A 25,757-nucleotide genomic window follows, 5' to 3' on the forward strand; every position below is an offset into this window, starting at 1 on the left:
GAGAATTGCTCTGCCCGCGATAGCCTATTTGTTTTTGCGCTTACTCGGCTCGGGCGCGTTCGATCCTGCGACCAAGCCGCTGACCGAGGCGGCCGCCAGGCTTTGCTTCTGTTTCTTTTTTGGCTGCTTACGCAGTCTGTCATCCGTACGTTTGGCCATGTTTCACGTCTCCAGATAGCTCGCAACTGTTCAGGCGAGCAATTTGTGGGGAGCGGTTCCGCGGCGCGGATCCACCGGTCTCATTGCCCTGGTCAGATTATCGTGCTGACCAGGGCGCGATTCCGGTTTGGGACCGTCTCCAGGTCGGCGGTGAAATGATGTTCATCGTGCGGCACTCCCGGCCGTGGTGAACACACCGTCGGCCTCCGGCTGAAACAAAACCATTTCGAGCTCCAGCGCCTCGCATTGTTCGGGATCATGGGAATTGACGGCAAATATTTGCCTCTCGCGCATGCCCAACAGGCCCAGGCCGCGGGATGACTTGATGGAGAGAACGGGCTCCTGGCTGCCCCAGCGGCGATGAAGCAGCAGTTTGTGCTCAAGGGGACGACCGCCATTGACCCGATATCGAACGAAACTGCCAAAAGTGGCAAGATCGGGATCGACATCAATCAACTCAACGATCGAGGCATCATCGAGTTTTTGCTGCAGCTGGTCATAATAGGCGGCGGAGCCCAACCCACCTTGTCTTGCCAACCCGGTCAATATGGCATGATCCCGAACGGTGAGCATGGGACGCGCAGAAGTGATCATGGATATCTCGCAAATAGGTCGGCCGTCGCGAAATCGAGGCCGCAATCGCGCCGATCCTGGGGAATGGTACGGGTGAATATTACTTGGCCCGGCTCTTGCGCTATGCAAGTAGCCGGTCCAGGTCAGAAGCCCGTAGTCCGGCTTTTACGCTCCTCTTTGAGGAACATTATCAATGACATAGCCATATCAAAACATGTTTGGGTCAATGTTCGACCTTTGCAACTTGACGGCTGATCACACACGCCGGAACGATGCCGGTCAGGTTTTCAGCGCCGACACGTTTCAGACGTGCTCCTCATTGCGAACCGAGTGCACCACAACCTCGTGCGCCTTTCCATTTCGGTTGGTCCACTTCATTGTCTGCCCGGCGCGAAGGCCGAGGATTGCCGTACCGAAGGCGGAAAAAATGGAAATGCTATTCGGTGGGTTTTCGCCCGGGAAGGCAAGGCGCAGGATTTGCGGCTCGCCCCCGTCAATGCTGGCCACTGCGGCAGACCCCATCCGCACCACATCATGCGGCAGCAGTCGGTCACTGATGACCCTGGCGCGGTCCAGCTCGTAGAGCAGATCGTCGGCTTCGTCAGCGCTGTGGTTGACACCACCCAATGCCAGAACGACGAGGTCATGACGATCCGCTTCCCCTACAACGATGGGGGGCAGGCCAAAATCGAAGAATCCCATATTATCCTCCTGATAAAAGTACCAACACCATTCACCCGTTGACCATCATGCAGCGCTTGGTCCCGGATCGTCATTCCCGCCATATGGCGATGCCACCCACTTCGGCTTGGCCAATTCGTGCCGCGGCACGAACTGGATAGGCGCCGGCGCGCGTTTTTGCTCGGGTTGATATGGCACGGCTTCGACATGCAACTGCTCTACGGACCCGTCGCGCCGTACGGCGGCGACGGTTTGACCAACGGCGGCGCCAATCAGCGCCAGGCCTCTGGGCGAGGCCAAAAGCATGGTCATGCCGTATACCTCTTCGGCCGGGCCCCTGACCAGGACGCGCTCGTCGAGGTGCATGGGACCGATACCAAACCGCACGCGGCTTTTGAGGGTGACGATGTCGGCCGGAATATCCGTGGGAAACACCACGGTCGCGGCTGAAAGCTTGCGCCGCAGAATGTCGGCCGCTCCGACAAAAGGCTCGGTCCACTGCTGAGACATGGCCTCAAGCACAGCAAAGTCGTTCGAGGTCAGAATGACAGGCAGGTGATAGGTCATATTCGGGCTCCGGAAAAAAGGTTGTCTCGCAGCGACACCCCTGATCCGAAGGCATAACCTTACTGGATCAGGGGACAGGTCCTGTCTTGAGTTTGCCGAATGACTGAAGCGCGGTGTTTCACTCAGGCGTCCTCGGGCACATCTGCGAGATGGATCACCGACAACACTGTCAGGACGTTGTTGCGTCCATCACGGGTCTCCCAGGTAATGGACTGTCCGGTTCTGAGCCCGATCAGCGCCGCACCAACAGGCGTGAGTACCGACACCCTGCCCCGGGAAATATCCGCCTGAACCGGATAAACCAGCTCCACGCTCACCAGATCATCCCGGTCGGTGCGGTACTGGACGCGTGAGCCCATGCGAACGATATCCTGGGGTAGTTTGGCGTCGGGCACGATACGTGCGCGCTCGATCTCGGCCATGAGGCTGTCAGCCGCCGGGGACATGGCACCGCTACCGCCGGCCGCCAACGCCAGCAGCTGTCGGTGCTCTGATTGAGCGATAGTAATTTGTGGTCTAAGAATTCGTTTGCGCAAGATGCTTCTCCATTTGCAGCAAGGCAATCCAGTCAAGACCTGATGGCCGACTAACTATACCCGTTCAATGATGCTGAAATTACCTGGATCCCTAAACTTGACATGCGATGGCATGCCCAAGTTTAGGGCAACTATCCTGCGACCGGCGTGGCCCGGCGCACAACTGTGTGGAGGAAGTTGAATATCTGGCTCATGCAATCAAGATAGGGGCAAGAAAATTAAAGTCAAGTGAAACCAGAGGGAGTCTTGGGTGTGGTTTGAATTTTAGATTCGTCGAAACGATTGCAATAATATTTCGGATACTAAAAACTTGTCACGCCCAAGTTATTATCAATACCAATACACCGATTAGCTGAAGGCGAGGCATTTTGTCTCTGAGACATAAATACTCTCTATCTTGATTATTCCTCCGCGCTGGCCAAGTAGGGTGTTGGTGCCCTTGGCGGCATCGCGAAACTTTCATTAGATAGTTCCCACATTGGGGAACTGGAGGTAAATAATGCTGACGCTCAGGTCCTGTCGTTCTTGCGCAGGGTCCCGTCCACGTGCTGCGGTAAGTTGCCCATGGTGTCTTCGAAGCTACTCCTGGGACCAGGTTGGTACCGGCGGTGGCGTCGCAAGCCCATTTCCCTCAAAAGAGGCGGGCGAAAGCCGCCGTTCATTCGGCCGCCCGCGGCATTGAACCCTTGCCGATTGAGCGTGCGTCTCGAGGCTCGTCCAGAAGCGGTTCACAAGTTTCTGCGCTCCATCTTCAAGCAATTCGAAGCAATTGCGCGGCAGTAGTAGAATCGACCAGTATGGCGGAACCGGGCCCTATGAAAATGGACAAAAATTTCCGAGAACCAGTTCCTGAGAATCTTCGGTCGAAGTCAGTCCATCGCGGACCCGGCGGCCGCTTTACAATAGCGGATTCATAAACGCGCTAGCAGCTTTCCTGAAAACCGTCACAAGCGCCCGCTGATCTAAGGCGCTGGCCGCAAGGCCCTGCCCACATAACCAGATACGCTCAAGACCGAAAGGTGGACAAAGGGGTGGATTGAAAATCCTTCCACCCACCTATGCCATTGAACCAACACGCTAATTTGTAAAAAAAATGGTGCCCAGAAGAAGACTCGAACTTCCACACCTTGCGGTACACGGACCTGAACCGTGCGCGTCTACCAATTCCGCCATCTGGGCCCATAAAATCCTGCCAAGGGGGCAGAACGCATATTGGAGCGTGCGGTTACTAGGGCGGCTGGGGGAGGATGTCAATCGGGTCTGACGGCAATTTGCGGCTTTGGCGGCAAATCGGTGGCAAACTGGGCCAGCCATTGGCGCAATACCCTCGACAGCGCGGCGGCGCTTGCGTTAGAAGCCTTTTCAAATAATTGTTTTCCCGCCTGATGTTGCCGGAGCCTTTCAGATGGATCATTTGCACCAGAGACTTGTTACCGTATTTGGTGGCTCGGGATTTGTCGGCACCCAGGTGGTTCAGACTTTGGCGCGGCGCGGTTATCGGGTGCGTGTCGCCGTGCGGCGGCCCGATCTTGCCGGGCATCTGAAGCCGCTGGGCGCTGTGGGACAGATCCAGCCCATTCAGGCCAATGTGCGCAATATGGCCTCGATCCAGCGGGCGGTTGCCGGGGCCGATTTTGTGATCAATCTGGTTGGCATTGGCTATGAAGGGGGCAAGCAGCGCTTTGGCGTCGTGCATGTCGAGGGCGCGGCGGCTGTTGCGCGCGCTGCCAAAGCTGCCGGGGCCACCTCGCTGGTCCATATGTCAGCACTTGGGGCCGATGCGCAGAGCGAGAGCAACTATGCGTCATCCAAGGGCGCCGGAGAAGCGGCTGTCATGGAAGCGTTTCCGCAGGCGATCATCATGCGCCCCTCAATTGTTTTTGGACGCGGGGACGGCTTTTTCAATCTGATGGGAACGCTGGCGCGCTGGCTGCCCGTCATGCCGCTTATCGGGGGCCAATCAAATTTCCAGCCCGCCTATGTCGGCGATGTGGCCGAAGCTTTTGTGCTGGCTGCTGAAAGCAAGGTCAAGACCGGGCGCACTTATGAGCTGGGCGGTCCTGAGGTTTTGACCCACAAGGCATTGCTGGAGCTGGTGTTGCGGGAGACCCTGCGTACGCGGCCGCTCTTTGCAATGCCCACCTGGATGGCCAATATCGTCGCCTTCAAGTTTTCGCTATTGCCGTTTCCGCCCCTGCTGACCGCCGACCAGATCAAATTGCTGGCGCACGACAATAAAGTTTCCGATGAGGCGCGTTCACAAAAGCGCACGTTTGCGGCCTTTGGCATTGCCCCGACCTCGATGGAAACCATTTTGCCCAGCTATATGTGGCGGTTCCGGCGCAATGGGCAGTTTGACCGGCCCGAAGAGCGGCAAAACAGTTTGGCCGAATAGGCCTGATTTTCAGTTTTGAAATTTTTATAAATGGCGGGTCTGGTGGCCCGCCATTGTCGTTTCGCGCTCAGCGCATGACCAAAAGAGCGACAAGACCAATGCCGCCCACCGCGATGCGCCAATAGGCGAAGGGAGCAAAGCCGTGGCGGGAGACGAAATCGAGCAGATAGCGCACAACGATAGCGCCCACCACAAACGAGGCGGCAAAGCCGATGGCGATTGACAGGCCGAGATCGGCGGTCATCAGGGCGCGGCTCTTGTAAAAATCATAGCCAAAGGCGCCGATCATGATTGGCAGGGCGATGAAAAAGGTGAATTCTGCCGCCGAGCGCTTGTCGGTGCCAAACAGCATCGAGCCAACGATGGTGGCACCGGAGCGGGACACGCCGGGGATCAGCGCCAACATCTGGAACAGGCCAACGATGAGGCTGAGGTGCCAGGGGTAGGTATAGATATCGGTATAGCGCGGTTTGAGCGGCAGGCGATCAACGATCAGCAGAACGATGCCGCCGAGCAAAAGCATGATGCAGATAACCAGCGGAGTTTCGTAGAGCACCCCCTGAATGAAATCATGCAGGGCAACGCCGGCGAGCGCGGCCGGAAACGAGGCCAGTATGACATTGCGGGCAAAGGCCCAGGCGTAGGGTTTACCGGTCAATGCATCGCGAATCAGGGTTGCGAGCTTGGCAAAGTAAATTGTGACGATGGCCAGAATCGCGCCCAATTGAATGAGCACAATAAAAACGGCAGGCTGGGTGAGGCCGAAAAATTCGCCCGCCAGCAACAGGTGGCCGGTTGAGGAAACCGGCAGGAATTCGGTAAGCCCTTCAATTAATCCGAGCACCAAAGGCACAAAAAGACCTTGATCGACGTTCATTTGATCCCCTAATTCATTAGGACAAGCCGCAGCATGGGCTCGGGAGTTCAGGCAGGTGTGATAGCGTTGTTCGCACCTACCGCCAATAAGCCCTATGCTCAGGAAATGGCTAGAAAGTTAAAGAGTGACCCGCATGCCCACTTTGCTGCACCACCCGCTCGATCCATCCTCGCGTCTGGCCCGGCTGATGCTGGCCGAGTATGGCGTGCCTGTCGAGCTTGAAGAGATCAAGCCCTGGCTGCGCGAGGCTGACTTTCTGGAAATCAACCCGGCAGCGACCCTGCCCATCCTTGTCGATGAAAAGGGCGGGCAGGCCGTGGGCTGTCTTGCCGTGTTGCACATGATCGAGGACCTTTATGCGCCCACGAGCATCGACGGGCTGATGCCCACAGATGCCGCGCAGCGGGCAGAAATGTGGCGGCTGTTCGAATGGGTCAATGCCAAACTCAATGACGAAGTTACCCGCTATGTGCTGGAGGAAAAGATCGCCAAGCGCGATACGAGGGGCGCGACCCCGGAGCCATCGGTGCTGCGGGCGGCCAAAACCAATCTGGCCGAGCATATGCTCTATTTCAACTGGCTATTGGCGACGCGCGAATGGCTTTCGGGCGAGGTGATGACGCTGGCCGATTTTGCGCTGGCGGCGCATCTGTCGAGCCTTGATTATACCGGGGACATTGACTGGGGGAAAGCGGGCGAAACCCGCGACTGGTATTCGCGAATCAAATCGCGCCCGGCATTTCGAACCCTGTTGAATGATCGCGTTGTTGCCATGCCGCCACACAAGGGTTATGCGGACCTCGATTTTTGAACCAGCCTGTCCAACGCGCGCTTGATGAAGTGCGAAGCCGCGCCGAGGCGCTCGGCTTTGACAGTTTTGGCGTGACCGCGGCGACCGCGCGCCCCGACCTGCCCGCAAAACTCAATCGGGCGCTGGCGGCGGGCTGGCACGGCGACATGGATTGGATGGCCGAAACCGAGGAGCGGCGTGGCGCGCCGCAGGCTTTGTGGTCCGAGGCGCGCTCGATCATCGTGTTGGGGATGAATTACGGGCCGCAGAGCGATCCGCTGGCGCTGCTTGAGGAAAAATCGCTCGGCACCATTTCGGTCTATGCCCGCAATCGCGATTACCACGAGATAATCAAGGGCAAGCTCAAGGAGCTGGCGGGGCTATTGTCGCGGCGCACCGGGGCCGAGGTCAAGGTGTTCGTTGATACAGCCCCGGTGATGGAAAAGCCGCTGGCCGAGGCGGCGGGCCTTGGCTGGCAGGGCAAGCATAGCGTTTTGGTCAGCCGACAATTCGGCTCGTGGCTGTTTCTGGGGGCGATCTTTACCGACGCCGATCTGCCGCTTGATAGCCCGCACGCCGAAAACTGCGGCAGCTGTACAAAGTGCCTTGATATATGCCCGACCAACGCCTTTCCCGCGCCGTTCAAACTGGATGCGCGGCGGTGTCTTGCCTATCTCAGTGTTGAGCACAAGGGGCCGATTCCGCTTGAATTTCGGGTGCCGATGGGCAACCGGATATATGGGTGCGACGATTGTCTTGCGGTATGCCCGTGGAACAAGTTTGCCAGTGTCAGCCGCGAAGTGCGCTTACAGGGACGGGCCGAGTTTGAGCGGCCAGAGCTGGCCGATCTGGTGGGGCTGGATGATCCGGGGTTTCGCGCCCTGTTTGCCGGCTCGCCGATCAAGCGGATCGGGCACGCGCGGTTTTTGCGCAATGTGCTGATTGCCATTGGCAATAGCGGCGATAGGCACTTGTTGGAGGCGGCGATTGCGCAGCTTGATTCACGCGAACCGGTGGTGCGGGGGGCTGCCGTGTGGGCGGTGCGCAAGCTGGCCCCGCAGCGCGCCAATGCGCTTGAGGCGCAGTACTTACCTAATGAGGCCGATGCCGATGTGCGGACCGAGTGGACAGTTGCACTGGATGATTAGCAGATGAATGTTTTCTTTTTCGGGCTGGGCTATTCCGCCCAGGCAAGTGCTGTGGCCATTAAGGCAATGGACCCGGGTGTGGCGATTGGCGGGACGGTGCGCGGCGCTGAAAAGCTTGTGGGGTTGCGGGCGCAGGGGTTGGCAGCCCAGGTATTTGACGGATCGGTCGATCCGGCGCTGGTCAGCGATGTGCAGCGGGCCAGTCATGTTGTTGTCTCGATTGCACCTGATGCAGACGGCGATGCGGTGCTCAACCATTTTGCCGGGACACTGGCGGCATCGGCGTCGCTCGAATGGCTCTGCTATTATTCAACCGTTGGGGTTTATGGCAATTTTGACGGGCACTGGATCGATGAGAGCGCGGTGTGCGCGCCGATCAACCAGCGCTCGCAGCAACGGGTTGTTGCCGAGCAGGCGTGGCGCGATTTTGCCGCCGCCAACAAGGTGCCGCTGATGATTATGCGGCTGGCCGGGATCTATGGGCCGGGCCGCTCGAGTTTTGACAAGCTTTTGGCGGGCACGGCCAAAAGAATCGTCAAGCCCGGACAGGTGTTCAATCGCATTCACGTGGCCGATATCGGGCGGGTGACGGCACTGGCAGCAAAACAGAAACTGGCGGGGACGTTCAATCTGGCCGACGACGAACCGGCTCCACCGCAGGATGTTGTAACTTATGCCGCCGAAATGGCCGGGATGGCGCCGCCGCGCGAAACTGATTTTGCCACCGCCGACATGACACCGATGGCCCGCTCATTTTATGCGGACAACAAGAAAGTCTCCAACAGGGCAATCAAGCAGGCGCTGGGGATTGAACTTTTGTATCCAAGCTACAGGGAAGGCTTGCGCGCCATCCATGACGCACGCTGAACCAGAAGTGAAACCGGCCAAGTCGGCCCCACAAAGGGTCATGCTGGAGGGCAAGTATGTGCGGCTGGAGCCCCTGGGGCTGCACCACGCCGCCGACCTTTACACAGCCTCAATCGGCGAGGGCGTGCCGGAGCGCTATCGCTGGCTGTTTGAACATCCGCCCGCGTCCCAGCAAGAGATCGAAAGCTGGATACACGCCGTCAATGGCGGTTCGGACCGCTATGTGGCGGTGATCGACAGGGCCAGTGACCGCGCCGTCGGCCGACAGGGGTGGTTGCGCATTTTTCCCGATCACGCCTCGATTGAGATAGGCGGCATCTATTGGGGGCCGCAGATGGCAGGCTCGCGACTGGCGACCGAAGCCTTCTATCTGTTCGCCCGGCACGCCTTCGATGCGCTCGGTTACCGGCGCTTCGAGTGGAAATGCAATAATCTCAACGAACCCTCCAGGGCCGCGGCAAGACGATTCGGTTTTCAATATGAAGGCCTGTTTCGACAGGACCGGATTGCCAAGGGACAAAGCCGGGATACTGCCTGGTTTTCCATTATTGACAGCGAATGGCCGAAGCTGCGCGCCGAGTATGAACGCTGGCTGGACGCGGACAATTTCGATGATGCCGGTCAGCAACGCTCGAAACTGGCAACGCGCACGGATTAGGGGACGATCAGACGCCGCACCGCGTCGGTCAGCAAATCAAGATCCTGCGGGCGGCTGAGGCGGTGATCGCCATCGGGCACCAGTGTCAGGGTGACCGGATCATGCAGTAGATGGGTGGTGAGCTTGATGGCATGCGATTGAGGCACGTCAGGATCCTTGCCGCCCTGCAGGATGGTGATCGGGCAGCCAGTTTCGATGACACCACCCAGGAGGCGATGCTTTTCACCATCCTCGATCAGACCATTGGTTATGCGATAGGGCGTATCCGAATATTGCGAAGGCTGGTCAATATAGCCCTGGGCTGAAAGCGCCTGACGTTCTTCGGGTGTAAAATCGGGGAGCATCAGTTCGTGGGTCATATCGACGGCGGGCGCGATCAGAACCAGCGCGTGCAGGGGCGTGCCGTGCGCCAGAAGATGCTTTGCCAGCAGCATTGCCAGCCAGCCGCCCATTGAAGAGCCAACAACGATCTGCGGGCCCTTGGTCAGGGCAAAGACGGCGATGGTTTCCTCGAGCCAGCGCGAAATGGTGCCGAGATCGAACGCGCCGCCGGATATGCCATGGCCGGAATAGTCGAAACGCGTGACCGCCAGGCCATTTTCGGCACCAAAAGCATCAAGCGCCATGGCTTTGGAGCCGACCATATCGGAGCGAAACCCGCCGAGCCAGAAAATGCCGGGGCTGGCGCCGGGGCGCTGGGCAATGGCAATGGTGCGGGCCGCTTCGGCCTCACCCAGCGTTAAGCTTTTCTCAACAATTTCTGCCATCGCCCTTTGTCCTTTAATCAGTTATGCTATTGAAGTTAGCCGTCTGGGCCGATCCAGACAGAGCCGCCAAAATTTGGCTACGTTTGCCTGTTGACTTATGCGGGCGCTAACACGATTTTATGCACGAATTCACCATTTGGCTTATCAACACAAGGAACGTTTGCCATTCGTCGTCCAATGAGACCCGTTGCGCCCCAGAAGGATGGGCCGCTATCCAACGAAGATATCACCAGCGCCGATGTTCAGCTCATCGATGCTGAAGGCGAAAATCGCGGGGTCGTCAATACCCGTGTCGCGCTGACCGAGGCACAGGAAGCTGGCCTCGATCTGGTCTTGATCTCTCCCAACGCCCAGCCGCCTGTTGCAAAGATGCTGGATCTGGGGCGCTTCAAATATGCCGCGCAGAAAAAAGCTGCCGAGGCGCGCAAGAAGCAGAAGGTGATCGAGGTCAAGGAAATCCAGTTGCGACCCAATATCGACACCCACGACTACGACACCAAGATGAAAGCGGTAAAACGCTTTATCGAGGACGGTGACCGGGTCAAGGTGACGATGCGTTTCCGGGGCCGCGAAATGGCGCATCAGGACATCGGCATGCACCTTCTGATCAAGGTCAAGGACCAGATGGAAGAACTGGCCAAGGTCGAATCGCAGCCGCGTTCCGAAGGCCGCCAGATGGTCATGGTGCTGGCGCCCCGCTAGGGCTTCACCCCTTGTTGAAATATTGAAGAGGCGGGCCGGGTGCCCGCCTTTTTCTTTGGCGGTCAGGCCTTGGCGAGGGCCGCGTCGACGTCCTTGCCATAGGGAATGGCAGGCTGGGCGCCGGGATTAAGGCAGGCAAGGCTACCCGCATAAGCGGCCCGGCGCATGGCCTGCTCGAGCGGCAGCCCGGCATCGAGCGCGGCGGCCAGATAGCCGCAAAACGTATCCCCTGCCCCCACCGTATCAACCGGGGTGACTTTCAGGGCATCAACGGCAATCAACTGGTCGGGGGTGGCGGCTTTGGCGCCATTGGGGCCGAGCGTGACGATGATGGTCTGGTTGTGGGTTTTGGCCCAATCGCGCATCATCGTGTCCAATTCACCAGCCTTGTCGCCGCAGAGCAGGGCAAATTCGGTTTCGTTGGCCACCGTGATCGCGGCGTTGGCTGCCTGGGCGGGCGTGTCGCTGAGGAATGGCGCGGTATTAAGAATGGCGATGACGCCTTTTTCCCGGGCCAGCGCCAGCGCACGGGCGGTCGCCGCTTGCGGGATTTCCTGCTGCAACAGCAGGATCGAGCCCTTTTGCATGTCGGCGAGTGCTGCCTCGGCATCGGCGGGCGTCAATTCGCCATTAGCGCCGGGCAGGACCGCGATGACGTTTTCGCCCGCGCCATCAACAAAGATCATGGCAATGCCGGTTGACCCGTCGACGGTGCGCACGCCAGCGAGGTCCACGCCGTCGCCGCGCAGTTTTTCCAGCGCAATGTCGGCGAAGGCATCACTGCCCACGGCGCTGAAGTGGCGGACCTCGGCACCGGCGCGGCGGGCCGCCAGCGCCTGATTGGCCCCCTTGCCGCCTGCCGCCATTGAAAAGGTGCCACCGGCAACGGTTTCACCGGGCTGAGGCAGGCGCGAGACAGTACCAACCTGATCAAGATTGGTGGAGCCAAAAACGCTGATCATGAGACGAGAACTTTCATTAAAGGGCCTTGAGTACCGTATTCCAGTTGCGCGACGTCCACAGGTGCTGCTTGCCGAAGAACTGGTGGATTTGATCCATGCCCGCTCCAAACCGGCCAGAGGGCATGCGGTGGGCGATGATAAAAATTTCGGTGTCGGTCAGATGAACGACGCGAAAATCGCCGGGCACTTCGCACGGCATCGGCAAGGATTTGGCGACGGGATCGGCAAGAAAGGTCACATAAAACTTGGTGTCTTTGTCAGCCGCCAATCCGCGGAACGGGTCGCTGCCGACCGTTTCCTGCAATTGGGCCTGACTGCGCAAAACCACGGGAATGGGGAAGCCGAAGGCTTTTTCCAGTCCCGATTCGATCCGGTGCCGATCAATAATATCGGCGTCGAACAGTACATTGCCGCTGGCCAGCAGGGTTTTGACATTGTCATAACCCAGATCAGTAAAGGCCTGCCGCAGATCGGCGCTCCTGACCTGCCGTTTGCCCAGATTGACGCCCCGCAGCCAGGCGATGTGACGGGTCACGATTTTTTGCTCGCGGGCAGGGGGTGAAGGGTTTCTCCCCGGGCCAGCATATCAACGAAACGCTCAATCGCACGCGCGCGACCGGCGGCAGTTTTAAGATTGCCGATCCGGAAAGCCAGCGCAAAGCGATTGGTCTTGTCCAACTGTTCGAACAGGGGTTGGGCCGCCGGATTGGTAGAAATGGCGGCCAGCAGATCCTCTGGCATTTCTATATCGGCGGACGAGCCATAGGCGGCCGCCCAGCGACCATCCTTGATGGCGGCATCGACATGGACCTGCCCATGCTCGGTCATTCGGCCTTCAACTTTGAGGCGCGCGATGTGATTGCGGTTTTTCTGGCTCCAGATACTTTTGGGTCTTCGGGGCGAAAACCGCTGCAGGAAGGCGGTTTCGTCAAAACTTTTCTTGATGCCATCAATCCAGCCCCAGCATAGCGCCACGTCAAGCGCTTCAGCATAGGTGATGGATGGTGTGTCGCTGCCCTTCTTGGCGATCTTGAGCCAAAGCTCGGTTTCGCTGGCGTGATGGCGCGAAAGCCAGTCAAGGAAGGCAGATCCGTTATCAAAACCCCTGATGCGGTCGGGCCGCGGGATAACCGGGGCCATTAATCGGCCTCAACCGGAGCCGCCTCGATGACACGCGCCAGCGCCGGGTCCAGCACATCGGAGGGAGGCAGATTGATCTCAAAGGTAGTGGCCAGAACCTGCTTGAGCCCATCAACGTCCTCGAGAACGACGCGCTCGCGCTCTTCACCAGCGCGATGAATAGTCAGGCGATTGCGCAGCAGATTGTAGCGCACCGACTTTTCAGCGCGCGAGGCACCCAGCAGATTGTTGTCATGGTGATCTGCCGCCATCTCGACGCTAAGGTCGGCCAATTCCTCGGGACTGCGCTCGACCGGATCAAACTGATAGACCGGCTTCCACTCCTCATCGAGATTGACCTCGAGCCGAAAACCCTCGCCATCGGTGAGCAGGCGGAAGGTTTCGTTGGGGGTCTGCTGTTCGATGTCGGGCCGCATTTTCAGGGGCGCTGTCAGGGTAAAGCTGCCAAAGCCGACATCAACCAGATAAGGCGCATTGTTGATTTCAACGCCCAGCACCATGTGGCTCAAGGGGCGTTCAGCGTCCGGCGGATAGCCCCAGAGGACGCGCGCGGTATAGGGCTTTACGCTATAGTCGAGATCGGCCAGCACCCGCATGAACAGGGTATTGAGCTCAAAGCAGAAGCCGCCGCGCCGATTGTGCAAAAGTTTATGTTCAAGGCTTCGTTGATCGAGTTTGACCGGCAGGCCAATGATGGGATCAAGGTTCTCAAATGGAATGGCGGCGGGTTGCAGGGCCGCCAATTGTTCCAGCGTTGCCAGACTGGGGGCGATTGAACCGGCGAAGCCGATTCGCTCGAAATAGGCTTTGATGTTGACTTTTTCGCTCATCGATCACCTAGCCGCTGTTTCTCGATCGGCCCGCAATATGGGGACAGAACACGCATTTGTCACCACCGGACTTTTTCCGGCACTCCGGCACCTGCCGCTTGGACACACCAAAAGGCTCCTCTGCGATAGCAGGGGAGCAACAATTATTCAAAGGGGGAGGCGTTGTCAGGCGGTCGCCTTGCGGACGCGCACCACGACATCGACATGGGTAACAACCATGCCTGCGGGGGCTTCGGGCAACGACTGGAAGGCGACATCGGTTGCCGGAATGTCGATCATGCGTTGTTCATCTTCGACATAAAAATGGTGATGATCGGAGGTGTCCGTGTCAAAATATGAACGCGACGCATCGACGGCAACTTCGCGCAAAAGCCCGGCTTCGTGGAACTGGTGCAGCGTATTGTAAATCGTTGCCAGGGAAACATTGACGTGCGACAGGCCGGCTTCAGAATGCAATTGTTCGGCGCTGACATGGCGATGCGGGCCACCAAACAGCAACTCGGCCAAGGCAACCCGCTGGCGGGTCGGACGCAATCCGGCCATGCGCAGGACCGCAGTAAGGCAGGGCTTGCGCGAAGGGTGGGTTCGGCTCATCTGGGTTCGATCAGGCATTGGGTCCTTGGATGGCTAAGGGCCAGCGTAAAGGTCTATCTTATAGCCAGCGAGGGCCGTTGGCACAAGCACTGCACCCAAACAGGGCTAACGCGGGGACGATATTGACCTTTGGCTCTCTTGACCCCCCGTCCGTGCCCTCTACAGAACGCCGAATGGTTAACCAAGGGGCTGACATGACTGAACGTGCAAACCAATTCAGTTACGAAGAATTGTTGGCTCACGGGCGCGGTGAATTGCCGGGCCAGATGGACGCTCGACTACCGGCGCCACCCATGCTGATGTTTGACCGCATTACCCACATCGCCGACAATGACGGCGAATTTGGCAAGGGCTCGGTGGTTGCCGAACTCGACCTGCATCCTGACCTCTGGTTTTTCAAGTGCCATTTCATTGGCGATCCAGTGATGCCCGGCTGCCTGGGGCTGGACGCTCTTTGGCAAATGGTGGGGTTTTACCTGGGTTGGTCAGGTTCGCGCGGTCGTGGGCGCGCCCTGGGCGGCGCGATCAAGTTTACCGGCCAGGCAACCTCTGACATAAAGTTGCTTGAATATCGGATCGACATCAAGCGCCACATGCGCTCTCCTTTGCCGTTTGGCATTGCACAAGGGCTTGTCAAAGCGGATGGTGAAACCATCTATGTCGCAGAAAACCTCCGAGTAGGCTTGATCGGCGGCGCTTAAGCGCCCCACCATGTCCGACCCGCAAAACAGCATGAGGCAAAGATGAGACGAGTTGTTGTCACCGGTATTGGGATCATTTCATCAATCGGCAACAATCGTGCCGAGGTGTTGGCAAGCCTGCATGCCGCCAAACCCGGCATCAGCTTTGCCCAGGACTATGCCGATCTCAACTTCCGCTGCCATGTGCATGGCGCGCCCAGCATCGATCCATTTGAAGTGCTGGACCGTCGCACCACCCGCTTCATGGGCAAGGGCGCGGCCTGGAATTATCTGGCCATGCAGCAAGCCATCGAAGACGCAGGGCTTGAAGAAAAAGACATCAAGAACCCGCGTACAGGCATTGTGATGGGCTCTGGCGGGCCATCGACCCGCACGGTTGTGGAAGCGGCCGATATTACCCGCGAAAAGGGCCCCAAGCGTATCGGACCGCTGGCCGTACCCAAGGCCATGAGCTCGACCGCCTCGGCAACGCTGGCGACGCCGTTTGGCATCAAGGGAATCAATTATTCGATCTCGTCGGCTTGTGCGACCTCCAAACATTGCATTGGCAATGGCTATGAGCAGATCCAGATGGGCAAGCAGGACATTGTGTTTGCCGGTGGCCACGAGGACCTCGACTGGTCGCTGAGCAACCTGTTTGACGCCATGGGCGCCATGTCCTCCAACTTCAACGATAATCCGCAAAAGGCGTCGCGCGCCTATGACCGCGACCGCGACGGTTTTGTGATCGCCGGGGGGGCCGGGGTGCTGGTGCTTGAAGAGCTTGAGCACGCCAAGGCGCGTGGGGCCAATATTCTGGCCGAAATCATTGGTTATGGGGCAACTTCGGACGGCTACGACATGGTCGCGCCGTCAGGCGAAGGCGCTGAACGCTGCATGCGGTTGGCGCTCGAAGGCGTTGATATGCCGGTTGATTATATCAACCCGCACGCCACCTCGACCCCGGTCGGCGATGCCCGCGAAATGGACGCGATCCGGGCTGTTTTTGGCTCGGGCGACAAATGCCCGCCGATCTCGGCGACCAAATCGCTGACCGGCCATTCGCTCGGCGCAACAGGGGTTCAGGAATCGATTTATTGCATCATGATGATGCAGGAAAAGTTCATCTGCGAGAGTGCCAATATCGAAAACCTCGATGATGCCTTTGCCGACATGCCGATCCTGCGGGCGCGTCGCGACAACGCCAATATCGGGGTCTCGCTGTCAAATTCCTTCGGCTTTGGCGGCACCAACGCTACACTGGTGTTCAAGCATCCGGACGCCTGATTAACGCCTGGGTGGCGCGCGGTGCTCAAGGCATCACGTTTCAGATCACTGAATTTTTCCGTTGACGGCCGCATGTCCTGATCAACCCGCCCGTAATCGTCCTCGGTGCGGATGATGTCATCTTCGCCCAGATAGGCGCCGGTTTGCACTTCGATGAGTTCCAACTGGATCTTGCCGGCGTTCGCCAGCCGGTGGTTGCATCCCAGAGGCAGGTAGATCGACTGGTTCTCAGTCAGCATTGAAATCTTGCCATCGACGGTCACTTCGGCGGTGCCCTTGACCACGACCCAATGTTCGGAGCGGTGGTAATGCATTTGCATCGAGAGCTTTTTGCCGGGTTTGACGAAAAGCCGTTTGACCTGAAACCTCTCGGATAACAGCACCGAAGAATAGCCACCCCAAGGCCGGTAGGTGGTCTGGTGTGTCTCGGTCAACGCTCGGGTCGCCAGATCCGCCCTGAGCGAATTGACCAGACCGCCCACCTGCTGCGACTGCGACAGCCGACCAACGAAAATGGCATCTTCGCTGGCGATGACAGCAATGTCATCGAGCCCTTCGACCACGATATGAGCGCCATTCGTCATCACCATTGCATTGGTGGTGTTGGACAATAAAGCGCTGCCCAATACGACGTTGCCAGCCGCATCAGGGTTGTGAGCGCCCCAGACTGCATCCCATGTGCCCAGATCCGACCAGACAAAACTGACCGGCAACACAGCGGCCCTGCGGGTTTTTTCAAAGATGGCGTAATCGACCGAGATGTTGGGGGCTGCCTCAAATGTTGCGGCATCAAGCCGGACGAAGTCCAGATCTATTTGGGCAAGATCGACCGCCCGGCGCGCCGCACTGGCGGTTTCGGGCGCCAGGGCCTCGCATTCGGTCATGAACGTTTGGGCGGCCATCATGAACATGCCCGAATTCCAGACGTGGGCCCCCTCGGCCAGAAACGCTTCTGCTGTTGTCAGGTCCGGCTTTTCAACGAAACGGCTGACCCTAATTAATCCGTCCGGAAGGGCATCGCCGACAGCGATATAGCCATATCCGGTTTCGGGGCGGGTGGGCACAATTCCAAAGGTCACCAACCAGCCATCGCGCGCCGCGATGCCCGCGGTGGTGACGGCATCAAAATAGCTTTCGTCAGCGGTTATGGCATGGTCGGAGGCGAGAATATGCAGGACCGCCTGTTCATTCTGGCGAAGCGCGAAACAGGCTGCTGCCGCCACTGCGACAGCGGTATTGCGGACAACAGGTTCCAGCAAAATGGCCCCGAGTTCGACGCCGGTTTCCTGCGCCTGTTCGGCGACAACAAACCGGTAATCGGCATTGGTCAGAATAATCGGGGCGGCGTAAAGGTCGGTATCCGCAACGCGAAGCAACGTCTGCTGGAACAGGGAGCGATTGCCCATCAACTCGATGAACTGTTTCGGTCGGGTTGTGCGTGACATCGGCCACAAACGAGTCCCCTGACCACCTGCGAGAATAACTGGAACAATTTTACTGGTCATAAAAGCCTGGTCGTTAGGTGTGGTACGATGAATTTACCGGCCGATTCAAATATCTGTACGGCCACGGGCAACCAAGTGCAAATGGGGGCGCGGGCAAGAAGGGTCAGCCATGGAAATGCGTCAGATCAGATATTTTGTTGCCGTGGCTGAGGAATTGAATTTTGGCCGGGCGGCGCGGCGCGAGAACATTTCCCAGCCCCCGCTCAGCATCCAGATCAAAAATCTGGAGACCGAACTTGGTCTGGTACTGTTTGAGCGAACCAAGCGCAGCGTCAAACTGACCGAGGCGGGCTCGGTTTTCCTGACGGCTGCGCGGGCAATTCTGGCCACAGCTGCGGCTGGAACCGATGCAGCCCAACGGGCACATCGCGGCGAAACCGGCGAAATTACCATTGGTTTCGTCCACTCGGCCTCCGTCAACTATCTGTCCTCGCTGGTGGGCGCCTTCAGGCGTGATTATCCCGACATTTCGTTCAAATTTCACGAAGCAACGGTCAGCGAGCAAATCGAAGCGCTGGACCGCGGCGCCATTGACGTTGGCATCATCAGGCCGCCGGTGGAACGCGACGACATCGAAGCCTTTACCGTGGTGCGCGAAGGATTTTACATCGCGGTGCCGCGCTCGCACCGCCTGTTTGGCCAGAACTCGGTGAAACTGGAGGCGCTACGGAACGATAGGTTTGTCTTTTATCCGCCCGAACGCTCACCCGCTTTCCATCGGCAACTGATCGGTATGTGCACAGCGGCGGGGTTTTTGCCCGACATCGCAGTACAAGCCAACACCATGTACACCGCAATTGGCCTGGCTGGCGCGGGCGCGGGTGTCGCCATCATCCCCGAAAGCCTGACCGTTGTGGCGGTGCCCTCTGTCGGTTATCTCAAAATTGAGGCGGTAACCGAATTCGCCGAACTGTGCCTGGCCTTTCGCAAGGGAAACCAAAGCAGGGCGACCCAATCGCTGCTCGACTTTGCACGATCGCAGACTTAGCGCGCGGACTGGCTGAACGCATCCAGTCAATTGTTGAAGCCCCGCGCTGGCCCTGCGGCATCAAGATGAGTCTTGGCGGGCCGTTGCGCGCTGCCTAACTAAGTTGCTGTTTGATCAATGTCACGATTTTCTGTGCTGCGTCACCTGCACCATACTCGTCTATCGGCGTCCGCGGCGTAGCATAGCCCTCATGGCGCCAGAGGCGGTTCCACCCAGACGATATCGTTTCAACCCACTCGGTCTCGGTGCGCAAGGTAACGCACGGCACACCGTGGAAATAAGCCTCTTTCTGAAGGCCGCCCGAATCGGTAAGTACCAATGCAGCACCGGACAGCAGGCGATGAATATCGAAGTAACCAACAGGATCCATGAGGATCAGATTTTTAGGCGTAATCCCGAGAGCGTCGAGCGTTTTTCGGGTGCGTGGATGAACCGGGAAGACAATTGGGTTGTCTGCGGCGACACGTTCAAGATATTGGATCAGTTCGGCAAACAGGACCGGGTCATCGGTGCTCTCGGCGCGGTGGACCGTGCACAGGCCATAGGCACCGTCCTCAAGACCCAGTCGCTCAAGGATGCTGGAGGCGGCCTGTGCCTGATCGCGTGCAAAAACTGTTGCGTCATACATAACATCACCAACGTGATGCACGTTGCGCACAATGCCCTCACTGGCAAGGTTTGCCACCGACACAGACGTCGGGCAGAAAAGCATTGCGCTGAGATGATCAGCCATGACGCGATTGATTTCTTCGGGCATGCGCCGGTTGAAGGATCGCAGGCCCGCCTCGACGTGGGCGACGGGTATGTGCAGCTTTGCTGCCGCAAGTGTACCGGCCAGCGTTGAATTTGTGTCGCCATAGACCAGAACCATGTCCGGCTTTTCATCAATCAGGATGGCCTCGATGGCTTCGAGCATCCGACCGGTCATTTGCCCCTGGGGACCACCGCCAATACCCAGATTGTGGGCAGGCTTGGGGATGTCCAATTCACGAAAAAACACCTCCGACATGTTGTCGTCAAAGTGCTGCCCTGTATGCACAATGCGCTCGGTCAGCCCGGGGGTCGCCAGAAAAGCACGGCTGACAGCGCCCGCCTTGACGAACTGGGGACGGGCGCCAACCACCGACAACACATTTTTGTTCATGAGTTTTCCGATTATCTGAAGATATTATTTGGTGTCTGTCATCAGGAACATGATTGAAGGCTCGGTTTCAAAGACAGTTTCCCGGATTGCGAAAAAATTAGACGCCCCTCTATGACCACATTCCCTCCGGTCAACTCAATGGCAAATGTCGGATCGCCTTGGCGTCGGAAATTTCTTAACCCGGCAAAGAAACGGAAAATGCGTGCCCTGGCGGCGACGAGCACAATTGGGCTTATCTCAGCACCCGCGACATTAGAGGCGAAAATATTGCATTTGCTAGGGGATCGGTAACTATTCCGATGGCCGTTTCACTGAAGTGCGACCGACCTATTTGTCTCAGTCCGTATTGCCGTCTCCCAAAACAAAGCACCGTTGACAACATCATGCTTTCTTCTTGGCTTGCGGGCCGTAATTTTCTGGCACCCCCTGTTGGCGACTCCCTACCGAGAGTGATAGAGACCCCCCATGAATTTGATAGAAACACCGGATGCAATCCATGATGCTCGTTCCCAAGTCCCAAGCTGATCTGATCCAGCGATTCGAGGAAAAGACAGCCATAATCGGGATCGTTGGGCTTGGATATGTCGGCCTGCCTCTGGTTTTGCGTTATGCGGAACGTGGCTACAAAGTCATCGGTTTTGATATTGATCTGGAAAAGGTTGAACAGCTGCAGTCGGGACGCAGCTATATCAAGCACATTGGCAAGGACCGTTTGTCGGCTGCCCTCGACCAGGGATTTGAAGCCACAACAGACTTTACACGCGCCAGCGACGTGGACGCGCTCATTCTTTGTGTACCGACTCCGCTGGATTCCCATCGCGAGCCTGACCTGAGTTATGTGCTGGACACGGTGGACACATTGGTTCCCAATTTGCGCGCCAATCAGATCATGTCACTGGAAAGCACCACCTACCCCGGAACAACGGACGAAGAACTGCTGCCAAGGGTGCAGTCGCGCGGGTTCGTTGTGGGTGAAGACTTCTTTCTGGTTTATTCGCCCGAGCGCGAAGATCCGGGCAACGCAAAATTCTCCACCAGTACGATTCCGAAGGTCTGCGGTGGCTATTCGGCGGCGTGTCTGGAGGTCGGTCTTGCGCTATATGGCCAGGTCATAGATCAGGTTGTGCCGGTCAGTTCTACCCGCACCGCTGAAATGACAAAGTTGCTCGAAAACATCCATCGTTCAGTCAACATCGGCCTGGTAAACGAAATGAAGATCGTGGCTGACCGAATGGGGATCGACATTCACGAGGTAATCCGCGCCGCCGCAACCAAGCCCTTTGGTTTTGTGCCGTACTATCCCGGCCCCGGACTGGGTGGACACTGCATCCCCATTGATCCGTTCTACCTGACCTGGAAAGCCCGCGAATATGGCGTATCCACCAGGTTCATCGAGTTGGCCGGCGAAGTTAATTCCAACATGCCGGACTATGTGATTGCCAAACTCACCGACGCCCTCAATAGACGGCGCAAGTCGGTCAATGGATCGTCCGTCCTGGTGCTGGGCATCGCCTACAAGAAAAATGTCGATGACATGCGCGAGTCACCCTCGGTGATCCTGATGGAAAAGCTGACGGCGCTTGGGGCGGAAGTCGCCTATAGTGATCCATTCGTGCCAGTGTTCCCGAAACTGCGTCATCACGCCCATTTTGATCTCGCGAGTGTCGAGTTGACCGCCGAAGTATTGGCAGGATTTGATTGCGTCCTTGTCGCGACCGATCATGACGAGTTCGATTTTGACCTGATTTTGAAACATGGTGCGTTGATCGTTGACACGCGCGGCCGGTATCTCGATCCGGACGCCAAGGTAGTAAGGGCTTAATAGCAAATGCGAACATTTCCCGGTCCGATATCTGGACGCAATATACGATTTGCCCTGGCCGGCACCGGTCGCATCGCGCAGAATCATTTTGCCGCCATTGGCCAGCACGGCAATCGCGCTGAGCTTGTCGACGTCTGCGACGTGGATTCGGTGGCGCTTGCCAATGCCGTCGAAAAAACCGGCGCGCGCGGCCACGATAGCCTTAAAACAATGCTGGCCAATACATCCGCAGATGTCGTCGTGCTGACAACGCCCAGCGGACTGCACAGCGCGCAGACTCGGCAAATTGCGGCTCATGGCCTCCATGTGATTACCGAAAAGCCGATGGCAACGCGCTGGCAGGATGGTATCGACATGGTACGCGCCTGCGACGAAGCGAGTGTGAGGCTTTTTGTCGTCAAGCAAAATCGCCGCAATGCGACGTTGCAACTGCTTAAGCGCGCCGTCGATCAGAAGCGGTTTGGTCGGATCTACATGGTCAACGTTAACGTGTTCTGGACGCGACCGCAGGAATATTATGACGCTGCAAAGTGGCGCGGCACCTGGGAGTTCGATGGCGGCGCTTTCATGAATCAGGCAAGCCACTATGTTGACCTGCTGGACTGGATCATCGGTCCGATTGAAAGTCTGCAGGCCTATACCGGCACTCTTGGCCGCAATATCGAAGTGGAAGACACAGGGGTTGTCAGCGTGAAGTGGCGATCAGGCGCCATGGGATCAATGAACGTAACGATGTTGACCTACCCCAAGAACCTTGAGGGCAGCATTACCATCATCGGTGAGCATGGCACGGTCCGCATCGGTGGCGTTGCCGTCAATGAGGTCCAGCATTGGGACTTTGCAGAGCCGCATGAAGACGACAGTCAGGTCGCAACGGCCAGTTACGCCACGACGTCGGTCTACGGTTTCGGCCATCCGCTTTATTATGACAATGTTATCAAGGTTCTGCGTGGCGAAACGGATCCCGAAACGGACGGCCGTGAAGGTCTCAAGAGCCTCGAAACGCTGATCGGGATTTATACATCGGCTCGCGATGGGCGCCGGGTAAACCTGCCGTTGGATTTCTGATGGCTACGATACATTCAACCGCCATCGTGGATGAGGGGGCTACAATTGGCGAAACGACGCGGGTCTGGCATTGGGTCCACATCTGCGGCGAGGCACGCATAGGAGACGGCTGTTCGCTCGGCCAGAATGTATTTATCGGCAATGATGTCGTAATCGGCAACAATGTCAAAATCCAGAATAACGTCTCGGTCTATGATGCAGTCAGACTTGAAGACGACGTCTTTTGCGGCCCCAGCATGGTTTTTACCAATGTTTATAATCCACGCTCTGCGGTAAACCGGAAAGCTGAATACCGGCAAACGCTCGTGCGCCGTGGTGCCAGTCTTGGCGCAAATTGCACCGTTGTGTGCGGCGTTACCATCGGCGAGCACGCCTTCATTGGGGCGGGCGCCGTCGTTAACCGCGACGTGCCGGCATATGCGCTCATGGTGGGCGTTCCCGCGCGACAAGTTGGATGGATGTCCGAAGCCGGTGATAGATTGCAGGGTATCGGTCGGACTACCGATCAGGCGGGTGTGACGTACGAACTAACAGAAACCAGTTGTAGACGCCTATGACCGAAAATATCCCCTTCATCGACCTCAAGACGCAATACGCCGAACTCAAACAGAGTATTGATGGGCGCATTCAGACAGTGCTGGACCATGGCCAGTACATTATGGGGCCCGAAGTCAAGGAAATGGAGGTCAAGCTGGCCGCCTATGTCGGGGTGCGCCACTGTGTCAGTGTTTCCTCAGGCACTGAGGCGCTGCTTATCGCCTTGATGGCACTCGGCGTCGGTCCAGGTGATGAGGTCATCACCTCCCCCTTCACCTTTGCCGCAACCGCCGAAGTAATTGCTCTGGTCGGCGCCACACCGGTATTCGTGGATATCGAACCAGACACATTCAACATCAACTGCGATCTGGTCGAGCAGGCCATCACAAGCAAGACCAAGGCCATTATCCCCGTCTCGCTTTACGGTCAGACAGCCGACATGCAGGCACTGGAGACCATTTCGATCCAGTACGGCATACCGATCGTTGAAGACGCGGCGCAAAGTCTTGGGGCAACCCATGACGGGCGCCGATCGGGCGGACTTTCCTCCTTTGGCTGCGTGAGCTTTTTTCCATCCAAACCGCTTGGTTGTTATGGCGATGGCGGGGCGCTGTTTACCGATAGCGACGAACTGGCGAAAATTGCCCGGGAAATTCGCGTTCACGGCCAGGAGCGACGTTATATCCACAAGCGCATCGGCGTCGGCGGGCGCATGGACACCTTGCAATGCGCAGTGGTGCTGGCAAAACTCGAGCGGTTCGATTGGGAAGTCGAACGGCGCAATTTTATGGGCCAGCGCTATCTTGATCTGCTCAAAAGTAACCTGTCGATCGGTCTGGCCACGGTGCGCCCCCAGAATACCTGTGTTTGGGCGCAGTTTACCGTGAGAGTCGATCGCCGCCAGGCAGTGGTCGATGCCCTTAAGGCCCATGGCATACCGACGGCTGTCCATTACCCCATTCCCCTGCACAAGCAGGAGGCTTACAGCGCCATCAGCAGGGTGGCGTCTTCACTGGCCGAAGCAGAGCGGGCGGCAAACACAGTATTTAGCCTGCCGCTACACCCGTATCTGGCCGAAGAAACGCAGAATTTTATCGCACGCAGCCTGATTGACGCGGTGGCTGAGGGCTAAAGCGCCGGGCGTTCCGATAGAATCGGAACTTGCGGGGGAGCCCACCGAGCGATTTTTTGCCGCAAATGAAGGAATTTCCGGCGCTGTCAGCACCTACGTCTTGGATTTGCGGTGCACGTTAAGAGGTGTTTAGTTCGGCTGTTCCAATGGTCGGGCGGGAACGCCAACGACGGTCTGGCCGCTTGCGATATTGCCGACAACTGCACTACCGACACCGGCCACGACATCGCGCCCGATAACAATGTTGTTGCGAACGGAGCTGCCGGTGCCAAGCCAGCTTGCTTCGCCGATATCGACGTTCCCCGAAAGACGGACGCCGGGCGACAAATGAACTGCATCGGCCAGGCGGCAGTCGTGGTCGACGCTTGCTGCTGTGTTGAGGATGCAACCGACCCCCAGGCTCGCGCCCGTGCCGACAATGCTGGCGCAGGCCAGAAACGAACCTTCTCCGACATGGGCAGAGGGACTGACCCGACAGGACGGATCAACGATTGTAGTGATGGTCGCCCCCGCGGTCCGCAGGCGTAAAATCCAATCCAGTCGCGTCCGATTATCGCCAATCGCTGCAATAACGCCATCGAACTGCGTCTGCCCTGCGAGCAGATCGGCAGCGGTGCCAAGAACGGCATGACCATCGACCGAACCTGTCCGGACATCATCGAAAAAGCTGATCGACCAGCCGAGCGCTGCCGCACTTTCAGCAACGACACGCCCATGGCTTCCTGCTCCAAGAATGGCCAAACGCATCATGGACTACCTGTAAATTTGTCAGCGGTCGCCGAGTTCTGCGCGGTCACGCCATCACGCCGTACGACCTTGGCAAGGGTCATCAGAACGATTCTGATGTCGAGCGCCAGCGATTGGTTATCGACATACCAGACATCGAGTGCGAATTTCTCAGTCCAGCTGATCGCATTGCGGCCATTGACCTGCGCCCAGCCGGTTATCCCGGGGCGCACGTTGTGGCGTCGGGCTTGCTCAGCGGAATAAAGAGGCAGATATTCCATTAGTAGCGGGCGCGGCCCTACAAGGCTCATGTCTCCCCTAAGCACATTCCACAACTCAGGAAGCTCATCCAGGCTGGTCGCGCGCAACAGACGACCGAAAGCGGGTAGTCGCGCGGCATCGTGCAGGAGGTTTCCCTCCAGATCGTGGGCATCGGTCATGCTGCGGAACTTAATCAAACGGAATGGCCTGCCGCCTTTCCCGGGGCGCATCTGGGTGTAGAATACTGGTCCGCCGAGCCTAACCCGGACGATCACCGCCAATGCGACAAACACCGGCGACAGAACGATCACGCCGATAGCTGACAGCAGCACATCCAAGGCCCGTTTCATCATAGTCCTAC

At 57.8% G+C, this 25,757-nt stretch carries 28 protein-coding genes, 1 tRNA gene and 1 pseudogene; 13 read left to right on the top strand and 17 right to left on the bottom strand.

Annotation, left to right across the window (positions count from 1 at the left end):
• Positions 1-24 precede the first annotated feature (24 nt).
• The 6 genes from PSQ90_RS07485 to PSQ90_RS07510 form a co-directional block, all read right to left on the bottom strand.
• Entirely contained in the window at positions 25-159 is a 135-nt protein-coding gene (locus tag PSQ90_RS07485; protein ID WP_282212770.1) for a hypothetical protein, read from the bottom strand.
• Between the two features lie 162 nt (positions 160-321).
• A complete protein-coding gene (locus PSQ90_RS07490) occupies positions 322-753 on the bottom strand; it encodes a hypothetical protein (RefSeq protein ID WP_282212771.1) in 432 nt (143 codons plus the stop codon).
• Positions 754-1,035: 282 nt separating this feature from the next.
• Positions 1,036-1,434 carry a GreA/GreB family elongation factor gene (locus tag PSQ90_RS07495; RefSeq protein WP_282212772.1) on the bottom strand — a complete coding sequence of 133 codons (399 nt, stop codon included), beginning with the start codon at positions 1,432-1,434 and terminating at the stop codon, positions 1,036-1,038.
• A 45-nt stretch (positions 1,435-1,479) separates the two neighbouring features.
• The gene (locus tag PSQ90_RS07500) at positions 1,480-1,980 is read right to left on the bottom strand and encodes a nucleoside-diphosphate kinase (RefSeq protein WP_282212773.1); all 501 of its coding nucleotides are present in this window, start codon (positions 1,978-1,980) and stop codon (positions 1,480-1,482) included.
• Between the two features lie 122 nt (positions 1,981-2,102).
• A complete protein-coding gene (gene rnk / locus PSQ90_RS07505) occupies positions 2,103-2,516 on the bottom strand; it encodes a nucleoside diphosphate kinase regulator (RefSeq protein ID WP_282212774.1) in 414 nt (137 codons plus the stop codon).
• Positions 2,517-3,610: 1,094 nt separating this feature from the next.
• A tRNA-Leu gene (locus PSQ90_RS07510) sits at positions 3,611-3,695 on the bottom strand.
• Positions 3,696-3,921: 226 nt separating this feature from the next.
• Between PSQ90_RS07510 and PSQ90_RS07515 the strand changes: the two genes are divergently transcribed.
• Entirely contained in the window at positions 3,922-4,911 is a 990-nt protein-coding gene (locus PSQ90_RS07515; protein ID WP_282212775.1) for a complex I NDUFA9 subunit family protein, read from the top strand.
• 67 nt (positions 4,912-4,978) lie between these two features.
• On the opposite strand, the gene PSQ90_RS07520 is transcribed toward PSQ90_RS07515, so the two are convergent.
• Positions 4,979-5,788: an undecaprenyl-diphosphate phosphatase gene (locus PSQ90_RS07520; RefSeq protein ID WP_282212776.1), complete on the bottom strand. Its 810-nt coding sequence runs from the start codon at positions 5,786-5,788 to the stop codon at positions 4,979-4,981.
• Between the two features lie 133 nt (positions 5,789-5,921).
• Between PSQ90_RS07520 and PSQ90_RS07525 the strand changes: the two genes are divergently transcribed.
• The 4 genes from PSQ90_RS07525 to PSQ90_RS07540 are packed head-to-tail and all read left to right on the top strand — an operon-like array spanning position 5,922 to position 9,251.
• Positions 5,922-6,599 (top strand): glutathione S-transferase family protein, encoded by a 678-nt coding sequence (locus PSQ90_RS07525; protein WP_282212777.1) that lies wholly within the window; start codon positions 5,922-5,924, stop codon positions 6,597-6,599.
• On the top strand, positions 6,596-7,726 hold the full coding sequence (gene queG, locus PSQ90_RS07530; protein WP_282212778.1) for a tRNA epoxyqueuosine(34) reductase QueG: 1,131 nt from the start codon (positions 6,596-6,598) through the stop codon (positions 7,724-7,726). Before PSQ90_RS07525 ends, queG begins: the two co-directional genes overlap by 4 nt.
• Positions 7,727-7,729: 3 nt before the next feature.
• Positions 7,730-8,593 carry an SDR family oxidoreductase gene (locus tag PSQ90_RS07535; RefSeq protein ID WP_282212779.1) on the top strand — a complete coding sequence of 288 codons (864 nt, stop codon included), beginning with the start codon at positions 7,730-7,732 and terminating at the stop codon, positions 8,591-8,593.
• Positions 8,580-9,251: a GNAT family N-acetyltransferase gene (locus tag PSQ90_RS07540; RefSeq protein ID WP_282212780.1), complete on the top strand. Its 672-nt coding sequence runs from the start codon at positions 8,580-8,582 to the stop codon at positions 9,249-9,251. The genes PSQ90_RS07535 and PSQ90_RS07540 overlap by 14 nt, the downstream gene beginning before the upstream one ends.
• Here the strand turns inward: PSQ90_RS07540 and PSQ90_RS07545 are convergent.
• Entirely contained in the window at positions 9,248-10,018 is a 771-nt protein-coding gene (locus PSQ90_RS07545; RefSeq protein WP_282212781.1) for an alpha/beta hydrolase, read from the bottom strand. The genes PSQ90_RS07540 and PSQ90_RS07545 overlap by 4 nt on opposite strands.
• Before the next feature lie 165 nt (positions 10,019-10,183).
• On the opposite strand from PSQ90_RS07545, the gene infC reads away from it, so the two are divergent.
• Positions 10,184-10,720, top strand: coding sequence for a translation initiation factor IF-3 (gene infC, locus PSQ90_RS07550; RefSeq protein ID WP_282213008.1), 537 nt, complete (start codon positions 10,184-10,186; stop codon positions 10,718-10,720).
• A gap of 62 nt (positions 10,721-10,782) precedes the next feature.
• Here the strand turns inward: infC and PSQ90_RS07555 are convergent, their stop codons facing one another.
• The 5 genes from PSQ90_RS07555 to irrA form a co-directional block, all read right to left on the bottom strand.
• Positions 10,783-11,682 (bottom strand): ribokinase, encoded by a 900-nt coding sequence (locus tag PSQ90_RS07555; protein WP_282212782.1) that lies wholly within the window; start codon positions 11,680-11,682, stop codon positions 10,783-10,785.
• Between the two features lie 16 nt (positions 11,683-11,698).
• Positions 11,699-12,217 carry a DUF1697 domain-containing protein gene (locus PSQ90_RS07560; protein ID WP_282212783.1) on the bottom strand — a complete coding sequence of 173 codons (519 nt, stop codon included), beginning with the start codon at positions 12,215-12,217 and terminating at the stop codon, positions 11,699-11,701.
• Positions 12,214-12,822, bottom strand: coding sequence for a YdeI/OmpD-associated family protein (locus tag PSQ90_RS07565; protein ID WP_282212784.1), 609 nt, complete (start codon positions 12,820-12,822; stop codon positions 12,214-12,216). The genes PSQ90_RS07560 and PSQ90_RS07565 overlap by 4 nt, the downstream gene beginning before the upstream one ends.
• Positions 12,822-13,652 (bottom strand): arylamine N-acetyltransferase family protein, encoded by an 831-nt coding sequence (locus PSQ90_RS07570; protein ID WP_282212785.1) that lies wholly within the window; start codon positions 13,650-13,652, stop codon positions 12,822-12,824. Before PSQ90_RS07570 ends, PSQ90_RS07565 begins: the two co-directional genes overlap by 1 nt.
• A 165-nt stretch (positions 13,653-13,817) precedes the next feature.
• Positions 13,818-14,246 carry an iron response transcriptional regulator IrrA gene (irrA, locus tag PSQ90_RS07575; RefSeq protein ID WP_282213009.1) on the bottom strand — a complete coding sequence of 143 codons (429 nt, stop codon included), beginning with the start codon at positions 14,244-14,246 and terminating at the stop codon, positions 13,818-13,820.
• Positions 14,247-14,440: 194 nt separating this feature from the next.
• Between irrA and fabA the strand changes: the two genes are divergently transcribed.
• Positions 14,441-14,947, top strand: a complete 507-nt coding sequence (fabA, locus tag PSQ90_RS07580; protein ID WP_282212786.1) for a bifunctional 3-hydroxydecanoyl-ACP dehydratase/trans-2-decenoyl-ACP isomerase — start codon at positions 14,441-14,443, stop codon at positions 14,945-14,947.
• A 42-nt stretch (positions 14,948-14,989) separates the two neighbouring features.
• Positions 14,990-16,213 (top strand): beta-ketoacyl-ACP synthase I, encoded by a 1,224-nt coding sequence (gene fabB / locus PSQ90_RS07585; protein WP_282212787.1) that lies wholly within the window; start codon positions 14,990-14,992, stop codon positions 16,211-16,213.
• Between the two features lie 86 nt (positions 16,214-16,299).
• Here fabB and PSQ90_RS07590 read toward each other — a convergent pair.
• Positions 16,300-17,718, bottom strand: a pseudogene (locus tag PSQ90_RS07590) (mannose-1-phosphate guanylyltransferase/mannose-6-phosphate isomerase); the annotation flags it as partial.
• 109 nt (positions 17,719-17,827) lie between these two features.
• Between PSQ90_RS07590 and PSQ90_RS07595 the strand changes: the two are divergent.
• On the top strand, positions 17,828-18,706 hold the full coding sequence (locus PSQ90_RS07595) for a LysR substrate-binding domain-containing protein (RefSeq protein WP_282212788.1): 879 nt from the start codon (positions 17,828-17,830) through the stop codon (positions 18,704-18,706).
• Positions 18,707-18,800: 94 nt separating this feature from the next.
• Here PSQ90_RS07595 and wecB read toward each other — a convergent pair whose 3' ends face one another.
• Positions 18,801-19,850: a non-hydrolyzing UDP-N-acetylglucosamine 2-epimerase gene (gene wecB / locus PSQ90_RS07600; protein WP_282212789.1), complete on the bottom strand. Its 1,050-nt coding sequence runs from the start codon at positions 19,848-19,850 to the stop codon at positions 18,801-18,803.
• A 496-nt stretch (positions 19,851-20,346) separates the two neighbouring features.
• Here wecB and PSQ90_RS07605 point away from each other — a divergent pair, with 496 nt between their 5' ends.
• From PSQ90_RS07605 to PSQ90_RS07620, 4 genes are read left to right on the top strand one after another with little or no spacing between them, the layout of a single operon-like run.
• On the top strand, positions 20,347-21,672 hold the full coding sequence (locus PSQ90_RS07605; RefSeq protein WP_282212790.1) for a nucleotide sugar dehydrogenase: 1,326 nt from the start codon (positions 20,347-20,349) through the stop codon (positions 21,670-21,672).
• 6 nt (positions 21,673-21,678) lie between these two features.
• A complete protein-coding gene (locus PSQ90_RS07610) occupies positions 21,679-22,740 on the top strand; it encodes a Gfo/Idh/MocA family protein (protein WP_282212791.1) in 1,062 nt (353 codons plus the stop codon).
• On the top strand, positions 22,740-23,297 hold the full coding sequence (locus PSQ90_RS07615) for an acyltransferase (protein WP_328517535.1): 558 nt from the start codon (positions 22,740-22,742) through the stop codon (positions 23,295-23,297). The genes PSQ90_RS07610 and PSQ90_RS07615 overlap by 1 nt, the downstream gene beginning before the upstream one ends.
• Positions 23,294-24,409, top strand: coding sequence for a DegT/DnrJ/EryC1/StrS family aminotransferase (locus PSQ90_RS07620; protein ID WP_282212792.1), 1,116 nt, complete (start codon positions 23,294-23,296; stop codon positions 24,407-24,409). The genes PSQ90_RS07615 and PSQ90_RS07620 overlap by 4 nt, the downstream gene beginning before the upstream one ends.
• A gap of 129 nt (positions 24,410-24,538) precedes the next feature.
• On the opposite strand, the gene PSQ90_RS07625 is transcribed toward PSQ90_RS07620, so the two are convergent.
• Both PSQ90_RS07625 and PSQ90_RS07630 read right to left on the bottom strand, forming a co-directional pair.
• The gene (locus PSQ90_RS07625; protein WP_282212793.1) at positions 24,539-25,159 is read right to left on the bottom strand and encodes a NeuD/PglB/VioB family sugar acetyltransferase; all 621 of its coding nucleotides are present in this window, start codon (positions 25,157-25,159) and stop codon (positions 24,539-24,541) included.
• Entirely contained in the window at positions 25,156-25,746 is a 591-nt protein-coding gene (locus PSQ90_RS07630) for a sugar transferase (protein WP_282213010.1), read from the bottom strand. The genes PSQ90_RS07625 and PSQ90_RS07630 overlap by 4 nt, the downstream gene beginning before the upstream one ends.
• Positions 25,747-25,757: the final 11 nt, after the last annotated feature.

The organism is Devosia rhodophyticola (assembly GCF_028816475.1).
GTDB lineage: Bacteria > Pseudomonadota > Alphaproteobacteria > Rhizobiales > Devosiaceae > Devosia > Devosia rhodophyticola.

Bases quoted from the DNA above. Each gene is read 5' to 3' on its own strand.
- PSQ90_RS07520 (WP_282212776.1), bottom strand. From the start codon at position 5,788: ATGAACGTCGATCAAGGTCTTTTTGTGCCTTTGGTGCTCGGATTAATT.
- PSQ90_RS07630 (WP_282213010.1), bottom strand. From the start codon at position 25,746: ATGAAACGGGCCTTGGATGTGCTGCTGTCAGCTATCGGCGTGATCGTT.
- PSQ90_RS07615 (WP_328517535.1), top strand. From the start codon at position 22,740: ATGGCTACGATACATTCAACCGCCATCGTGGATGAGGGGGCTACAATT.
- PSQ90_RS07605 (WP_282212790.1), top strand. From the start codon at position 20,347: ATGATGCTCGTTCCCAAGTCCCAAGCTGATCTGATCCAGCGATTCGAG.
- PSQ90_RS07535 (WP_282212779.1), top strand. From the start codon at position 7,730: ATGAATGTTTTCTTTTTCGGGCTGGGCTATTCCGCCCAGGCAAGTGCT.
- PSQ90_RS07555 (WP_282212782.1), bottom strand. From the start codon at position 11,682: ATGATCAGCGTTTTTGGCTCCACCAATCTTGATCAGGTTGGTACTGTC.
- fabA (WP_282212786.1), top strand. From the start codon at position 14,441: ATGACTGAACGTGCAAACCAATTCAGTTACGAAGAATTGTTGGCTCAC.
- irrA (WP_282213009.1), bottom strand. From the start codon at position 14,246: ATGAGCCGAACCCACCCTTCGCGCAAGCCCTGCCTTACTGCGGTCCTG.
- PSQ90_RS07595 (WP_282212788.1), top strand. From the start codon at position 17,828: ATGGAAATGCGTCAGATCAGATATTTTGTTGCCGTGGCTGAGGAATTG.
- PSQ90_RS07490 (WP_282212771.1), bottom strand. From the start codon at position 753: ATGATCACTTCTGCGCGTCCCATGCTCACCGTTCGGGATCATGCCATA.
- fabB (WP_282212787.1), top strand. From the start codon at position 14,990: ATGAGACGAGTTGTTGTCACCGGTATTGGGATCATTTCATCAATCGGC.
- PSQ90_RS07570 (WP_282212785.1), bottom strand. From the start codon at position 13,652: ATGAGCGAAAAAGTCAACATCAAAGCCTATTTCGAGCGAATCGGCTTC.
- PSQ90_RS07625 (WP_282212793.1), bottom strand. From the start codon at position 25,159: ATGATGCGTTTGGCCATTCTTGGAGCAGGAAGCCATGGGCGTGTCGTT.
- PSQ90_RS07540 (WP_282212780.1), top strand. From the start codon at position 8,580: ATGACGCACGCTGAACCAGAAGTGAAACCGGCCAAGTCGGCCCCACAA.
- PSQ90_RS07515 (WP_282212775.1), top strand. From the start codon at position 3,922: ATGGATCATTTGCACCAGAGACTTGTTACCGTATTTGGTGGCTCGGGA.
- PSQ90_RS07610 (WP_282212791.1), top strand. From the start codon at position 21,679: ATGCGAACATTTCCCGGTCCGATATCTGGACGCAATATACGATTTGCC.
- PSQ90_RS07485 (WP_282212770.1), bottom strand. From the start codon at position 159: ATGGCCAAACGTACGGATGACAGACTGCGTAAGCAGCCAAAAAAGAAA.
- PSQ90_RS07500 (WP_282212773.1), bottom strand. From the start codon at position 1,980: ATGACCTATCACCTGCCTGTCATTCTGACCTCGAACGACTTTGCTGTG.
- PSQ90_RS07545 (WP_282212781.1), bottom strand. From the start codon at position 10,018: ATGGCAGAAATTGTTGAGAAAAGCTTAACGCTGGGTGAGGCCGAAGCG.
- PSQ90_RS07620 (WP_282212792.1), top strand. From the start codon at position 23,294: ATGACCGAAAATATCCCCTTCATCGACCTCAAGACGCAATACGCCGAA.
- PSQ90_RS07495 (WP_282212772.1), bottom strand. From the start codon at position 1,434: ATGGGATTCTTCGATTTTGGCCTGCCCCCCATCGTTGTAGGGGAAGCG.
- PSQ90_RS07525 (WP_282212777.1), top strand. From the start codon at position 5,922: ATGCCCACTTTGCTGCACCACCCGCTCGATCCATCCTCGCGTCTGGCC.
- PSQ90_RS07565 (WP_282212784.1), bottom strand. From the start codon at position 12,822: ATGGCCCCGGTTATCCCGCGGCCCGACCGCATCAGGGGTTTTGATAAC.
- wecB (WP_282212789.1), bottom strand. From the start codon at position 19,850: ATGAACAAAAATGTGTTGTCGGTGGTTGGCGCCCGTCCCCAGTTCGTC.